The organism is Streptomyces sp. NBC_01408 (genome assembly GCF_026340255.1).
Lineage (GTDB): Bacteria > Actinomycetota > Actinomycetes > Streptomycetales > Streptomycetaceae > Streptomyces.
Map to the genome: position 1 here is coordinate 2,274,748 of NZ_JAPEPJ010000001.1, position 14,866 is coordinate 2,289,613.

General features: G+C 73.8%; 11 protein-coding genes. 10 read left to right on the forward strand and 1 reads right to left on the reverse strand.

Features of this window, described 5'->3' with window-relative positions:
- Window positions 1–124 precede the first annotated feature (124 nt).
- The 10 genes from OG447_RS32265 to OG447_RS10730 all read left to right on the forward strand — a co-directional run bounded on the left by OG447_RS32265 (window position 125) and on the right by OG447_RS10730 (window position 14,341).
- Window positions 125–1,885: a ubiquitin-like domain-containing protein gene (locus tag OG447_RS32265; RefSeq protein WP_323181750.1), complete on the forward strand. Its 1,761-nt coding sequence runs from the start codon at window positions 125–127 to the stop codon at window positions 1,883–1,885.
- 60 nt (window positions 1,886–1,945) lie between these two features.
- A complete protein-coding gene (gene rsmA, locus OG447_RS10690) occupies window positions 1,946–2,857 on the forward strand; it encodes a 16S rRNA (adenine(1518)-N(6)/adenine(1519)-N(6))-dimethyltransferase RsmA (RefSeq protein WP_266936245.1) in 912 nt (303 codons plus the stop codon).
- 2 nt (window positions 2,858–2,859) lie between these two features.
- Complete coding sequence (locus OG447_RS10695; RefSeq protein WP_266936246.1) at window positions 2,860–3,750, forward strand: 4-(cytidine 5'-diphospho)-2-C-methyl-D-erythritol kinase; 891 nt, start codon at window positions 2,860–2,862, stop codon at window positions 3,748–3,750.
- A gap of 650 nt (window positions 3,751–4,400) precedes the next feature.
- Window positions 4,401–5,741: an acyltransferase family protein gene (locus tag OG447_RS10700; protein WP_266936247.1), complete on the forward strand. Its 1,341-nt coding sequence runs from the start codon at window positions 4,401–4,403 to the stop codon at window positions 5,739–5,741.
- Window positions 5,742–5,769: 28 nt separating this feature from the next.
- Window positions 5,770–7,572, forward strand: a complete 1,803-nt coding sequence (locus OG447_RS10705) for an ABC-F family ATP-binding cassette domain-containing protein (RefSeq protein WP_266936248.1) — start codon at window positions 5,770–5,772, stop codon at window positions 7,570–7,572.
- 155 nt (window positions 7,573–7,727) lie between these two features.
- The gene (locus OG447_RS10710; protein WP_266936249.1) at window positions 7,728–9,368 is read left to right on the forward strand and encodes a PQQ-binding-like beta-propeller repeat protein; all 1,641 of its coding nucleotides are present in this window, start codon (window positions 7,728–7,730) and stop codon (window positions 9,366–9,368) included.
- Between the two features lie 41 nt (window positions 9,369–9,409).
- A complete protein-coding gene (locus OG447_RS10715; RefSeq protein ID WP_266936250.1) occupies window positions 9,410–11,179 on the forward strand; it encodes a PQQ-binding-like beta-propeller repeat protein in 1,770 nt (589 codons plus the stop codon).
- Between the two features lie 130 nt (window positions 11,180–11,309).
- Entirely contained in the window at window positions 11,310–12,002 is a 693-nt protein-coding gene (locus OG447_RS10720) for a LuxR C-terminal-related transcriptional regulator (RefSeq protein WP_266936251.1), read from the forward strand.
- Window positions 12,003–12,108: 106 nt separating this feature from the next.
- Window positions 12,109–13,098 (forward strand): UDP-glucose 4-epimerase GalE, encoded by a 990-nt coding sequence (gene galE / locus OG447_RS10725; protein WP_266936252.1) that lies wholly within the window; start codon window positions 12,109–12,111, stop codon window positions 13,096–13,098.
- A gap of 478 nt (window positions 13,099–13,576) precedes the next feature.
- On the forward strand, window positions 13,577–14,341 hold the full coding sequence (locus OG447_RS10730; RefSeq protein ID WP_266936253.1) for a response regulator transcription factor: 765 nt from the start codon (window positions 13,577–13,579) through the stop codon (window positions 14,339–14,341).
- Here the strand turns inward: OG447_RS10730 and OG447_RS10735 are convergent.
- Window positions 14,300–14,797: a MarR family winged helix-turn-helix transcriptional regulator gene (locus OG447_RS10735; RefSeq protein WP_266936254.1), complete on the reverse strand. Its 498-nt coding sequence runs from the start codon at window positions 14,795–14,797 to the stop codon at window positions 14,300–14,302. The genes OG447_RS10730 and OG447_RS10735 overlap by 42 nt on opposite strands.
- Window positions 14,798–14,866 lie beyond the last annotated feature (69 nt).

Below are 14,866 nucleotides of genomic sequence, written 5' to 3' on the forward strand. Positions count from 1 at the left end.
ACGCCCGACGCCCGGCGCCCGACGTTCGACACGCTGAGTAGCCGCACCGCTTTGTTTGAGTGACCGCAGCTCCGCTAAGGTGCCGTGCCCCGACCAGGGGTGCCGGACCAGTGGAGCGAGCGTCGTGAGCGATACGCAGGGCAGTCACCGCCTCGGCGGTCCCGTCCCGGAGTCGTACGGGGCCGATCAGCCGACCTGGCCGCCGACGCTGCCGGACCCCGGGCCGCTCACCTGGCCCGCCGCCGACCCAGGGCCGCTCGCCTGGACCGCCCCAGACCCAGGGCCGGTGGCCTGGCCCGCCCCCGAAGGGGATACCGAGCCGGGGGTCCCGGCCCCGCGGGCATCGCGCCGCCGCGCCCTCGGCCCGGAGACGCAGCCGTCCGCCGACGCGCCGGGCACGGGCCGCCGCCGCAGCGCCGGTGAATCCGGCGGCCCGCCCGCCGGGGAAGGCCCCCCGTCCGCATCCGCCGGGCCCGGCCGCCGCCGCGGTGCCGCGGCCGACGCCGAGGACCTCGCCGCCGCACCCGCCGGGACCGGCTCCGGCCGCCGCAGGGGCGGCGCGGCCGACACCGCCACCCCACCCGCGCCGGGTACCGGCAGACGCCGGGGCGGCCCGGAGGCCGGAGACGCGGGCTCCCCAACCCTCCCCGCGCCCGCAGGACCCGGCCGACGCCGGGGCGGCGGGCAGCCGCCCCCCGAACCGGAGACCGCGCCCGCCGGACGCGCCCACCGCCGGGCCGCCGCCGGGGCCCCGACGGCAGGCACCGGACTCCTCGCCGCCCCCGTCCCGGCAGGGAACTGGCGGCGCATCATCCCCCAGGCGCTCGTCGTCGCCTTCCTCGCCGGCGGCACCACCGCCTTCGTCGCCGCCGACAAGGCGGTACGGCTCACCGTGGACGGCGTACCGAGGACCCTGCACACCTTCGCCGACGGCGTGGACGAGCTGCTCGCCGCCGAAGGCCTCGGCGTCGGCCCGCACGACCTCGTCGCCCCCGCCCCCGGCGCGCCCATCGAGGACGGCGAGGAGATCGTCGTCCGCTACGGCCGCCCGCTGCGCCTCACCGTCGACGGGCAGCAGCGCCAGGTGTGGACCACCGCCCGCACCGTCGACGGGGCCCTGCGCCAGTTCGGCATCCGCGCCGAGGGTGCCCACCTCTCCGCCCCCCGCACCGCGTCCGTCCCGCGCGCTGGCCTGACCCTCAACGTCCGCACCGAGCGCAGCGTCACCTTCATGGCCGACGGCCGCGAACGCACCATCCGCACCAACGCCGCCACCGTCGGGGAGGCCCTCGGCCAGGCCGGCATCACCCTCCAGGGCCAGGACACCACCTCCGTGCCCCCCGGCTCCTTCCCGCGCGACGGCCAGACCGTCACCGTGCTCCGGATCACCGGCACGCGCGAGGTCCGGGAGGAACGCATCCCGTACGCGACGGAGCGGGTCGAGGACGGCAGCCTCTTCGCCGGGACCGAGGTCGTCGAAAGGGCGGGCCGGCCCGGGGCCCGCCGGGTCACCTACAGCCTGCGCACCGTCAACGGGGTCCGGCAGCAGCCCCGCCGCGTCGCCGAGGAGACGATCCGCGAGCCCGTCACCCAGCTCGTCAAGGTCGGCACGAAGCCGCTGCCGGCCTCCGTCTCGGGCGCGGACGGCCTCGACTGGCCGGCCCTGGCCCAGTGCGAGTCCGGCGGGCGCCCCTCGGCCACCGACCCCTCCGGCACCTACGGCGGGCTCTACCAGTTCGACGTCCGCACCTGGCAGGGGCTCGGCGGCAGCGGCCGCCCGCAGGACGCCTCCGGCGCGGAGCAGACGTACCGGGCGAAGAAGCTCTACGTACAGCGGGGCGCGAGCCCGTGGCCGCACTGCGGCCGCAGGCTCACCCGGGGGTGACCGCGCGGCGGAGCCGCGGTCCGGCGCGGGACCGCCGGGCCGATCTGAGACGCTTTACCGGTGAGCACCGCAGAGCAGCAGCCCGAAACCGCCTCCTCCAGTACCCCCGACGCACTCCTCGGCGCGTCCGACATCCGCGAGCTGGCAGCAGCCCTCGGTGTCCGCCCGACGAAGCAGAAGGGCCAGAACTTCGTCATCGACGCCAACACGGTCCGCCGGATCGTGCGCACCGCCGAGGTGCGCCCCGACGACGTGGTCGTCGAGGTCGGGCCGGGCCTGGGCTCGCTGACGCTCGCCCTGCTGGAGGCCGCCGACCGGGTGATCGCCGTCGAGATCGACGACATCCTGGCCGCGGCGCTGCCCGCCACCATCGAGGCCCGGATGCCCACGCGCCGGGACCGCTTCGCGCTGGTCCACTCCGACGCGATGCTGGTCACGGAACTGCCCGGTCCGGCCCCGACCGCGCTCGTCGCGAACCTGCCGTACAACGTGGCCGTGCCCGTCCTGCTGACGATGCTCGACCGCTTCCCGACCATCGAGCGGACCCTGGTCATGGTGCAGGCGGAGGTCGCCGACCGGCTCGCCGCCAAGCCGGGCAACAAGGTGTACGGGGTCCCGTCCGTCAAGGCCAACTGGTACGCCCACGTCAAGCGCGCCGGGTCCATCGGCCGCAACGTCTTCTGGCCCGCGCCCAACGTCGACTCCGGTCTGGTCTCACTGGTGCGCCGCACCGAACCGATCAAGACCAGCGCCTCGAAGGCGGAGGTCTTCGCGGTCGTGGACGCGGCGTTCGCGCAGCGCCGCAAGACCCTGCGCGCCGCCCTGGCCGGCTGGGCCGGCTCGGCGGCGGGCGCCGAGGCGGCGCTGGTCGCCGCGGGAGTGTCGCCGCAGGCCCGCGGGGAGTCCCTGACGGTGGAGGAGTTCGCGGCGATCGCCGAGAACAAGCCCGCGGCGGAGAGGCCCGCACTGTGAGCGTGACCGTACGGGTCCCGGCGAAGGTCAACGTCCAGCTGGCGGTGGGCGCGGCCCGCCCCGACGGCTTCCACGGCCTGGCCAACGTCTTCCTCGCGGTCTCCCTCTTCGACGAGGTCACGGCCACCCCCGCCCAGGCCCTGACCGTCACCTGCGCGGGCCCCGACGCCGACCAGGTCCCCCTGGACCGCACCAACCTCGCCGCGCGCGCCGCCGAGATCCTCGCGGCCCGGGCCGGCATCGAACCCGCCGTCCACCTCCACATCGCGAAGAACATCCCCGTCGCGGGCGGCATGGCGGGCGGCAGCGCGGACGGCGCCGCCGCACTGCTGGCCTGCGACGCCCTGTGGGGCCTGGACACCCCGCGCGCCGAACTGCTCGACATCTGCGCGGTACTGGGCAGCGACGTCCCCTTCAGCCTCGTCGGCGGGGCCGCGCTGGGCACGGGCCGCGGCGAGCTGCTCACCCCGGTGGACGCGGGCACCTTCCACTGGGTGTTCGCCGTGGCCGACGGCGGACTGTCCACCCCGGCGGTGTTCCGCGAGTTCGACCGCCTCACCGCCGGTACGGCGGTCCCGGAGCCCGAGGCCTCCCCGGCGCTCCTCGCCGCGCTCGCCTCCGGCGACCCCGACGCGCTGGCCGCCACCCTGGCCAACGACCTCCAGCCCGCCGCCCTGTCGCTGCGGCCGGCCCTGGCGGACACCCTGGCCGCGGGGACCGGGGCCGGCGCGCTGGCCGCGCTGGTCTCCGGCTCGGGCCCCACCACGGCCTTCCTGGTCCGCGACGAGGAATCCGCGGCGAAGGTCGCCGCCGCGCTGTACGCCGCCGGTGCGTGCCGCGCCACCCACGTGGCCTCCTCCCCGGCCCCCGGAGCCACGGTCCTGCCGTCCTGATCCGCCGCGCGGCTGCACGGGGCTCCACCGTGTCCCCTGCGGGGGGCTTGGCGGGGGCTTGGCGGGGTGCGGCGCCGTTGCACGGGGCTCTGCCCCGGGCCCCGCGCCTCAATCGCCGGCGGGGCTGGGTTTGGCCTTGGCCCTGGCGGGGGCTTGACGGTGTGTGGGTCGGGGTCGCTCCGGAGCGTCTCCTCGGCTCGCGCACTGAGCCCCGGCTACGAGAGTCCGGCCCAGGTTGCGCGCTCGTCCTGCGGGGACTCTCCTGCGCGACCCCGCCCCACGCCCGGGCTCCGGAAGGCGAAGCCGTGGTGGAGGGGAGTGGGGACGCGCAGGGTTGTCCCCGCAGGACGAGCGCGCAACCCGGGCCGAGGACGTCGGATCGGGCTCAGTGCGCGAGCCGAGGAGACAACCCGGAGCGGCCCCGCGGACCGACCCCACCGACCAGGCCACCTGCCCCCCAGAGGCGAAGCCAGGGCCAAATCCAGCCCCGCCGGCGTTTGAGGCGCGGGGTCTGGGGCGGAGCCCCAGGGGCCCGGGCGCAGCCGAACCCGACACCGCCGAGCCCCCCCCCGCAGGGGCCCCGGTACCTAGGGCGGAGTTGAGTATCCGCACCCTGTCGGGAGACACCCGGCGGGGGCGACCGTAGCCCCATGACAGCCAGCGCAAGCGCCATCGCCGCCGCCACCCCCGCCGGACGGGACCGGTACGTCGACCTGCTGCGCGTCGCCTCCCTCGGCACGGTCATCGGCGGGCACTGGCTCATGGCCGCCGTCAGCGGCGACGGCATAGGGAACCTGCTCGCCCTCCTGCCCCCGCTCCAGGTGCTCACCTGGGCGCTCCAGGTCATGCCGGTCTTCTTCTTCGTCGGCGGGTTCTCGCACGCCCTGTCCTACCGGTCGCTGGCCCGCACGGCCGACGGGCCCGTCTACGCGGCCTTCCTGCGGGCCCGCCTCCAGCGGCTGCTGCGGCCCACCCTGGTCTTCGTCCTGGTGTGGGGCGTGCTCGCGCTGGCCGTCCAGCTCGCCGGCGGCGGCGACGGGCGGCTGACCGGGGCCGCGCTGCGGGTGGTCACGCAGCCGCTGTGGTTCATCGGGATCTACCTCGCGATGGCCGCCTTCACCCCGCCGCTGCTCCGGCTCCACGAACGCCACGGCTGGGCCGCCTTCGCCGGGCTCGTGGCAGCGGCCGCGCTGGTCGACGTACTGCGCTTCGCGCTCGGCGTGCCGTACGTGGAGTTCCTGAACTTCGCCTTCGTCTGGCTCGCCGTCCACCAGCTCGGCTTCCTCCGCGCCGACGGGCGCATCCGCCGGCCCGCCGCGCTCGCCGCCGCCGGTCTCGCCGGGGCCGTCCTGCTGGTGGCGTACGGCCCGTACCCGCTGTCCATGGTCGGGATGCCCGGCGAGCGCGTCTCCAACATGGCCCCGCCCACCTTCGCCCTGCTCTGCCACGGCATGTGGCTCGTCGGAGCCGTGCAGCTCGCGGCCGGGCCTGCCACCGCCTGGCTGCGCCGCCCCCGGGTCTGGCGTGGCGTGGTCGCCGCCAACGGGATCGCCATGACCGCCTTCCTGTGGCACCTCACCGCCATGCTCGGGGTGTACGGGGTCCAGCTCGCCCTCGGCCTGGCCCTGCCGGTCCCGGCCGGAGCCGCCTGGTGGGCGCAGGTGCCGGTCCGGGTGCTGGCCGCGATCGGGCTGACCGGCCTGTTCGTCGCCCTGTTCCGCCGCTTCGAGGCCCCGGCCCGGCCCGCCCCGGCCGCAGAGCCCGCCCCCGCCCGGCGCGGGAGCGGCGCCCGCGCCGCCCTGGGGATCACCCTCTGCCTGCTCGGCGTCCTCGGCCTGTCCATGACCGGCCTCGGGGGTCTCCTGGAGGGCCACAGCGCCACCCTGATCGCCCTCCCGGTCACCGCGCCCGCCGCCATCGGCATGGCCGTCGGGGGCTGGCTCCTGGTGGAACGGTCCGCCCCGTCCCGGAGGGTTAGGCTGAGGGGCTGATCCACACCCCTTCCCTGGAGCGCGTCTGATGGCCGTCAATCTGGTCAATGTCGAGGCAGTCAGCAAGGTGTACGGCACACGTACCCTGCTCGACGGCATCTCCCTCGGCGTGTCCGAGGGAGACAGGATCGGTGTCGTCGGCCGCAACGGCGACGGGAAGACCACCCTGATCCGCATGCTGGCCAAACTGGAGGACCCCGACACCGGCCGGGTCACCCAGTTGGGCGGCCTGCGCATGGGCGTCCTCACCCAGCACGACTCGCTCGACCCCGCGGCCACCATCCGCCACGAGATCATCCGTGACATGGCCGACCACGAGTGGGCCGGCAACGCGAAGATCCGCGACGTGCTCACCGGCCTCTTCGGCGGGCTCGACCTGCCCGGCTTCGGCCAGGGCCTGGACACCGTCATCGGCCCGCTCTCCGGCGGCGAGCGCCGCCGCATCGCCCTCGCCAAGCTGCTCATCGCCGACCAGGACCTGCTGATCCTCGACGAGCCCACCAACCACCTCGACGTCGAGGGCATCTCCTGGCTGGCCGCGCACCTCCAGGAGCGCCGCTCCGCGCTCGTCTGCGTCACCCACGACCGCTGGTTCCTCGACCAGGTCTGCACCCGCATGTGGGACGTGCAGCGCGGCGAGGTGCACGAGTACGAGGGCGGCTACAGCGACTACGTCTTCGCCCGCGCCGAGCGCGAGCGGATCGCCGCCACGGAGGAGTCCAAGCGGCAGAACCTGATGCGCAAGGAGCTGGCCTGGCTGCGCCGCGGCGCCCCCGCCCGCACCTCCAAGCCGCGTTACCGCATCGAGGCCGCCAACGAGCTGATCGCCGACGTCCCGCCGCCCCGCGACACCTCCGAGCTGATGCGGTTCGCCAACGCCCGCCTCGGCAAGACCGTCTTCGACCTCGAGGACGTCAGCGTCCACGCAGGCCCGAAGGAGTTGCTCAAGCACCTCACCTGGCACCTGGGCCCCGGTGACCGCATCGGCCTCGTCGGCGTCAACGGCGCGGGCAAGACCTCCCTGCTGCGCGCCCTCGCCGAGGCCGCCCGCACCCAGGGCGACGTCCAGCCCGCGGCGGGCAAGGTCACCGTGGGCAAGACCGTCCGGCTCGCCTACCTCTCCCAGGAGGTCGGCGAACTCGACCCGTCCCTGCGGGTCCTGGAGGCCGTCCAGCGCGTCCGTGACCGCGTAGACCTCGGCAAGGGCCGCGAGATGACGGCGGGCCAGCTGTGCGAGCAGTTCGGCTTCACCAAGGAGAAGCAGTGGACGCCCGTCGGCGACCTCTCCGGCGGTGAGCGGCGCCGGCTGCAGATCCTGCGGCTGCTGATGGACGAGCCCAACGTCCTGTTCCTCGACGAGCCCACCAACGACCTCGACATCGAGACCCTCACCCAGCTGGAGGACCTCCTCGACGGCTGGCCCGGCTCGATGATCGTGATCTCCCACGACCGGTTCTTCATCGAGCGCACCACCGACACGGTGATGGCGCTCCTCGGCGACGCGAGCCTGCGGATGCTGCCGCGCGGCCTGGATGAGTACCTGGAGCGCCGCCGGCGGATGATCGAGGCGGCCGCCCCCGCGTCCGCCCCGGCCGCCCCCGCGGCGAAGTCCACCGCCTCGGGCGATGCGCGCGCCGCGAAGAAGGAGCTCCAGAAGATCGAGCGGCAGCTCAACAAGGTCTCCGACCGCGAGAGCAACCTGCACGCGCAGATCGCCGAGAACTCCACCGACTACGACAAGGTGGCCAAGCTCGACGCGGAGCTGCGGGAACTGCTCTCGGAGCGCGACGAGTTGGAGATGCGCTGGCTGGAGCTGGCCGAAGAGGCGTGACCTCCGGGGCGCGTACGGGCCAACTGGCCCGATAACGACGGCATCACGGGCCGGTCCTCCCTTGGGAACAGGGGGCGGACCGGCCCGGCGTGCGAGAGCCGTCAGTGATAGAAAGGTCATCCTCCATGACCTCCTGAAGCCGAAAGTGTGCGCTGATGACCGAGCCGCCCCAGCCGCCGAACCAGCCGCCGACACCTTCCGGTTACGGCCACCTGCCCGGCCCGCCGCTGCCCGGCTACGGCTACCCCCCTCAGGGCGACAACCCGTACGCCCAGCAGTCCCCGTACGGCCAGCAGCAGCAGCCGCCCCAGCCCCAGCCCGTCGGCTACGGCTTCCCGCCCCCGCCCCCCGGCCCGCCGGGGATGTACCCGGGCGCTCCGGGCACGCCGCCGAAGAAGAAGCCGGTGGTGTGGATCGCCGCTGCGGTCGCCGCCGCGCTCGTCGTCGGCACCGTCGGCTACGTGGGCTTCCTCCGGGGCGACGGCGAGGACCCGAAGCAGCCCGTCGCGCAGTCCTCCCCGCCCGTCGACGAGAAGCCCTCCGCCTCGCCCTCCGTGGACAAGGGGGACGGCAGCGGTGACGGCGGCCAGGAGGGCGACCTCAACTCCGGCCGCAAGCAGGGCGAGGACAAGGTCCTCTGGCTCAAGACCAGCAAGATCGACGGACCCGGCGCGGGCGTCGAGACCGACGGCCAGTGGGTCGTCGGCGACACCGTGGTCAAGACCGTCTGGAAGTCCGTGACGGGCTACGCGGTCGCGGACGGCAAGGAGAAGTGGACGCTCACCCTCCCTGCCGAGATCTGCGCGGTCACCGACCAGATGACCGCCGACGGCAAGACCGTCCTCATGTACCGGGACGGCGAGTCCGACACCGCGAACTGCAACCAGATGCGGATGATCGACCTCAAGGCGGGCAAGGAGGGCTGGTCGAAGGAGGTGCCCAAGGAGGGCATGTTCGACCTCTTCGCCGGCCCCAACCTGTCCCTCACCGGGGACACCGTCTCCGTCAACCGCGTGACCCGCGCCAGCGCCTTCAAGGTCAGCACCGGCGACAAGCTCTTCGCCACCCCGTCCGAGGGCTGCCAGCCCGGCAGCTACATCGGCGGCAACGGCAAGATGATCGGCATCGCCACCTGCCAGGACGCCGACCACACCGTCGAGGTCCAGGACGCCGACCCGGCCACCGGCAAGACGACCTGGTCCTTCAGGCTCCCCAAGGACTTCAAGGTCACCAGCGTCTACTCGGTGGACCCGCTCGTCCTCGACATCGGCAACGAGGCCAAGAAGGAACGCTCCATCGTGGTCCTGGGACCCGACGGGAAGCAGCGCGCCACCGTCACCGGCGAAGGCAGCTTCGCCACCGGCTGCGGACTCTCCTTCAGCCGCTCCCTCCAGTGCTCCTCCGGCCTGGTGGACTCCAACACCCTGTACCTGCCCACGTCCCCGGCCGCAGGCACCGGCAACGAGATCGTCGCCTTCGACCTGGGCACCGGCAAGGTCAAGTGGCGCACCCCGGCCGGGGACAAGCGCACCCTGACCCCGGTCAAGGCCGAGGGCGGACAGCTGACCGCCTACCGCGAGGCCGAGTACGACCAGGGCGGCGAGGTCGTGACCGTCCCCGCCGCCGGAGGCACGCCCACCCCGGTGCTGCGCCACCCGTCGGGCGCCGCGGCCCCGGTCGAGAGCTCCTTCCACTCCCCGAGGATCGACTACGTGGACGGCCGGTTCTTCATCTCCGTCTCGCGCCTCCTCGCCAAGGGCAAGGACGAGAAGCTCCTGATGGTCTTCGGCAAGTGAAACGCGTCCACCGAGCCGCCCACGAGAGGCAGTAGCAACCGATGAGTACCCCGCCGCCCCCCCACCAGCCGCCGCCCGGCGGTTTCGGCGCCCCGCCGCCCCCCGGCCAGCCGCCCGCGGGCGGATTCGGCGCGCCGACGCCCCCGCCACCCCAGCAGCCCCCGACCCCGCCGCCGGTCCCGCAGCAGCCGCCCGCGCCGCCGCAGCAGCCGCCCGGCGCCCCGGCGCAGCCGGCGTACGGCTACCCGCAGGCGGGGCCCGGCTACGGATACCCGCAGCAGCAGCCCGGCACCCCGCCGCCGTTCGGCCCGCCCACCACGCCCATGGCCGCGTCCCAGGCGCCGGCCGGCGGCGCGGGCGGCGGCCGAGGTGAGGTCCGCACCCAGCTGATGATCGTCGGCGCGGCCCTGCTGGCCATCGTCCTCATCATCGGCGGCGGCTTCTGGTACGTCTCCGGCGACAGCGGCGGCGGTACGCAGCCCACCGCCGACGGCGGCCCCAGCGGCTCCCCGGACGGCGACAAGCCGCAGGCGGGCGGCGGCGGCAGCGAGAAGCCGCCGGCCAACCCCAAGTCCAAGACCCTGCTGAACGTGCCGCTCCCGGCGCCGGAGGAGCAGGTCACGGTCAAGGGCTCCTGGATCACCGACTCCACCTACATCAAGTCCGATGTGGGCAAGGTCGTCGGCTACAACCTCGTCGACGGCGGCAAGAAGTGGGAGATCGCGCTCCCGGCCAACGTCTGCGGCGCGACCCAGCACGTCAGCGAGAACAAGACCGCCATCCTCTTCGAGGAGGGCCTGGCGACCCCGGAGAAGAAGTTCCAGCCGTGCACCAAGGTCGGCGTCATCGACCTGGAGGCCGGCAAGCTCCTGTGGTCCGCCGCCGCCAAGTCCTCGACCGGCGGCGACAAGAACGTCACCTTCGCCGAGGTCTCCCTCAGCGGCCAGACGGTCGCCGCGGGCGGTCTGTCGGGCGGCGCCGCCTGGACCCTGGCCGACGGCAAGCCCCTGTGGACGCCGAAGGTCGACAACGAGGGCTGCTACGACCTCGGCTACGCGGGCGGCGAGGCCCTCGCCGTGCTCCGCAAGTGCGGCCGCAGCCCCAACCAGACCCTCCAGGCGCAGGCCCTCGACCCCGCCACCGGCGCGGTCAAGTCCTCGTACAAGCTCTCCCCGGGCCTCGAGTGGGCCGGCATCATCTCCACCAAGCCGCTGGTCATCGCCGCCGACGTCGGCAAGACCGCCAAGAACGCCACGGGCGTCAGCGACCTCTTCGTCGTCGACGACGCGGGCCAGCTCAAGTCGCGGATCTCCCTCGCCTCGGGCAACTTCAACCCCGACTGCCCGGCCACCGAGGTCGAGCAGTGCGTGAACATGGTGGTCGGCAACGGCAAGGTCTACGTGCCCTCCTACGAGCACCAGGGCCAGGACTCCAGCGGCGCCCGCACCAACGAGCTGCTCTCCTTCGACCTGGAGACCGGCAAGCAGACCAACGACCGCGCCGACGCGGGCGAGCGCTACCAGATCATGCCGCTGCGCATGGACGGGTCGAACGTCATCGCGTACAAGATCCCCCCGCACGACAGGGGCGGTCAGATCGTCAGCATCGATGGGAAGACCATGAAGGAGACCCTCCTCATGGAGAACCCGGGGGACAAGACCAGCCAGCGCGCGGAGACCCGCTCCACGCCCACCGCTGCCGAGTACCGCTACCACAACGGCAAGCTGTTCATCGCCCGCTGGTACGCGCGCAAGCCGTACTCGGGCGGCGGCGACCCGGAGTACCTGTTCGTCTCGTTCACGGCGAGCTGACCCCGCACAGCACCCGTCAGGAGCCCCCGGAAGGTCAATCCTTCCGGGGGCTTCTGCACGGTATCCCCCGCGCACCGTCGAACAAGCGTGTAGCTTGCCGGGGCAGAAGGGTGGGGGGTGGGGTGCCTCAATGGGCGTACGGGTCGTGGTGGTCGACGAGCACCGGCTGCTGGCCGAGGCGCTCGCCTCGGCCCTGAAACTGCGGGGCCACCGGGTGCTCGCCGCGGCGGCCCCGGCCGCCGGCGCCGCCGAGCTGGTCATCAGCCGGGCCCCGGAGGTCTGCCTGTTCGGCACCGCCTCCCCGGCCGAGCCCGGGGTCTTCGAACCCGTCACGCGGATCAAGCGGGAGCGTCCGCAGCTCGCCGTCGTGGTCCTCGGCCCGGTGCCCAGCCCGCGCGGGATCGCGGCCGCCTTCGCCGCCGGTGCCTCGGGGTACGTGCGCCACGACGAGCGCATCGAAGGCGTGGAGCGGGCCCTGGCCAAGGCCAGGGCGGGGGAGGTGGCGATCGCCCCGCAACTGCTCCAGGGGGCCTTCGCCGAGCTCCTCAACCCCGCGGCGCAGCCCGACGACGAGGGCAGCCGGCTGCTGCGGCTGCTCACCCCGCGCGAGGTGGAGGTGCTGGTCCGGGTCGCCGAGGGCGAGGACACCCGGCTCATCGCCGCGGGCATGGAGATCGCGCCCAGCACGGCCCGTACGCACGTGCAGCGGGTGCTGATGAAGCTGGGCGTGGGGTCCCGGCTGGAGGCGGCCGCACTGGCCGCGCGCACCGGCCTGCTGGACCGGGCGGTGCCGGAACAGCCCTCCGCGGCTCCCGCCGTCTGACGGGGCCGCCGGGCTCCCGATTTCCCCGTGGGCGCGGAATCGGGTAAGCCAGTGACCGGCATGTGGAACCTCCCGCGTGCGTACCCCCGTGAGAGGCAGTAGGCGAGTGAGCAGCACGCCGATTCATGACACGCCGGTTCTCAAGTGCCTGGTCACCGGCGGCGCCGGTTACGTCGGCAGCGTGGTGGCCGCCCATCTCCTGGAGGCCGGCCACCAGGTCACCGTCCTGGACGACCTGAGCACCGGCTTCCGCGCCGGTGTCCCGGCGGGCGCCACCTTCATCGAGGGCCGGATCCAGGACGCGGCACGCCACCTGGACGACTCCTACGACGCGGTGCTGCACTTCGCCGCCTCCTCCCAGGTCGGCGAGTCCGTCGCGAACCCGGCCAAGTACTGGGAGAACAACGTCGGCGGCACCCTCGCGCTGCTGACCGCCATGCGGGACGCCGGGGTGGGCAAGCTGGTCTTCTCCTCCACCGCGGCCACCTACGGCGAGCCCACCGAAGGCCTGCTCACCGAGGCCTCGGTGACCGCCCCGACCAACCCGTACGGCGCCTCGAAGCTGGCCGTGGACCACATGATCGCCGGTATGTGCGCGGCGCACGGCCTGGCCGCGGTCTCGCTGCGGTACTTCAACGTGGCGGGCTCGTACAAGGAGTTCGGTGAGCGCCACGACCCCGAGACCCACCTGATCCCGCTGGTGCTCCAGGTCGCCCAGGGCAAGCGGGAGGCCATCTCGGTCTTCGGCGAGGACTACCCGACCCCGGACGGCACCTGCGTACGCGACTACATCCACGTCGCCGACCTGGCGGAGGCGCACCTGGACGCGCTGCGGGTGGCCGCGCCCGGGGAGCACCTGGTCTGCAACCTGGGCAACGGCAGCGGCTTCTCGGTCCGCGAGGTCATCGAGACGGTCCGCAAGGTCACCGGCAAGGAGATCCCCGAGGTGGTCGCACCCCGCCGGGCCGGCGACCCGGCGGTCCTGGTCGCCTCGGCCCGCGCGGCCCACGAGCGCCTCGGCTGGACTCCGACCCGCTCGGGTCTCACCGGCATCATCACGGACGCGTGGAACTTCGCCCGTACGCACACCTCCTGAGCCCCTTGGGCCCGCCTGGGCCATCCCCGCTCCACCCGCCCCTCGCGCCGACCGGTGCGGGGGGCGTGTGCGTTTGGGCCGCGCGCCGCTGTCGGGCGCTGTGCGCGGGCGCCCGGCGTGCACACGCCGGGTGAAATGCACCCCGTGCAACTGCCCGCGGCACACGCCGGGCATGAAGCCGCCATCCGGACCTTCAGGGCGGTCGAATTCAAGCCACCACAAAGGCCGTTCCGGACGGCCGCGCTGGAAAATCCCCGGGAAAACTTCTGCTATTCGGCCAACTGTGAGCGGTCACCGGCCCTACGCTGATGCGTGACACCGGTGGGGGCCGGTGTTGATTCAGGGGTCGAGACACGTCGGGTACGGCGTCCGGTCCGGGGTAGTGCAGAGATGTCACGGCGGCGGCCGCGGCAGCTGCGGATCACCCGGTCCGGGCGCCGTACCCGCCGTCGTCCGTTCCCCGACCCTTGGGGGTTTTGTGGTTCGTATCCGGGTTCTCGTCGTCGACGATCACCGCATCTTCGCCGAATCGCTCGCAGCCGCGCTCGCGGCCGAGCCGGACGTGGACGTGTCCGCGGCCGGCAGCGGTCCCGCCGCCCTGCGCTGCCTCGAACGCGCGGTGGCCGAGGGCCGCCGCTTCGACGTCCTGCTGGTCGACGCCGATCTGGGCGCCGTCGCCGGGACCGTGCCCGCCCAGCGGGAGCCGGGCTCCGGGCCACCGCCCGTCGCCGACGGGATCGCGCTGGTCGCGGGGGTGCGGGTGTCCCACCCCGGGGTCCGTACCGTGGTCCTCGCCGAGCGCGACGACCCCCGCCGGGCCGCCCACGCGCTCCAGGCCGGGGCCTCGGGCTGGGTGGCGAAGGACTGCTCGCTCTCCCGGCTGCTGGCCGTCGTCCGGGGCGTCCTGCGGGAGGAGACCCACCTGCCGCCCGCGCTGCTCACCGGGGTGCTGCGCGAACTGACCGCGGCCCGCAAGCACCGTACGGACAGCGAACGGCTGGTGGAGTCGCTGACCCCGCGTGAGCACGAGGTGCTGCGCTGCATGGTGGCGGGGCTGGGCCGCAAGGACGTGGCCGCGCGGCTGTTCCTGTCCCCGCACACCGTCCGCACCCACATGCAGAACGTGCTGGGCAAGCTCGGTGTGCACTCCACCCTGGCCGCGGTGGCGCTGGCCCGGCGGGCGGGCGTACGGCCGGCGGACCTAGCCGGGGACGTTGTCGAACGGAGCGGTCAACTGGCGTAGCAGCGCGGCGAGGTCGCCGCGCTGGGCCTGCGAGAGCTGGGCCAGGATCGCCCGTTCCTGGGCCAGCAGCCCGGCCAGGGCCTGGTCGGCGCGGTCGCGCCCTTCGGGGCTCAGCCGGACCAGGACCCCGCGCCGGTCGCTGGGGTCCGGCAGCCGTTCGACGAGGCCCTTCTTGGCGAGCCGGTCGATGCGGTTGGTCATGGTGCCCGAGGTGACGAGGGTCTGGGTCAGCAGCTGGCCGGGCGAGAGCTGGTACGGGGCGCCCGCGCGCCGCAGGGAGGTCAGGACGTCGAACTCCCAAGGCTCCAGGCCGTGCTCGGAGAAGGCCAGCCTGCGGGCCCGGTCGAGGTGGCGCGCGAGCCTGCTGACACGGCTGAGCACTTCGAGCGGTTCCACGTCGAGGTCAGGGCGCTCCCGCCGCCATGCCGCGACCAGTCGGTCGACCTCGTCCTCCATGCGGATCAGTGTAAGGGGTCTGTCGATATGAAGTCTCTTCATGTCGAGTATCTCGTGATCAAGTATCTT

Bases quoted from the DNA above. Each gene is read 5' to 3' on its own strand.
- OG447_RS10735 (WP_266936254.1), bottom strand. From the start codon at position 14,797: ATGGAGGACGAGGTCGACCGACTGGTCGCGGCATGGCGGCGGGAGCGC.
- OG447_RS10700 (WP_266936247.1), top strand. From the start codon at position 4,401: ATGACAGCCAGCGCAAGCGCCATCGCCGCCGCCACCCCCGCCGGACGG.
- OG447_RS10720 (WP_266936251.1), top strand. From the start codon at position 11,310: ATGGGCGTACGGGTCGTGGTGGTCGACGAGCACCGGCTGCTGGCCGAG.
- OG447_RS10715 (WP_266936250.1), top strand. From the start codon at position 9,410: ATGAGTACCCCGCCGCCCCCCCACCAGCCGCCGCCCGGCGGTTTCGGC.
- OG447_RS10705 (WP_266936248.1), top strand. From the start codon at position 5,770: ATGGCCGTCAATCTGGTCAATGTCGAGGCAGTCAGCAAGGTGTACGGC.
- OG447_RS10710 (WP_266936249.1), top strand. From the start codon at position 7,728: ATGACCGAGCCGCCCCAGCCGCCGAACCAGCCGCCGACACCTTCCGGT.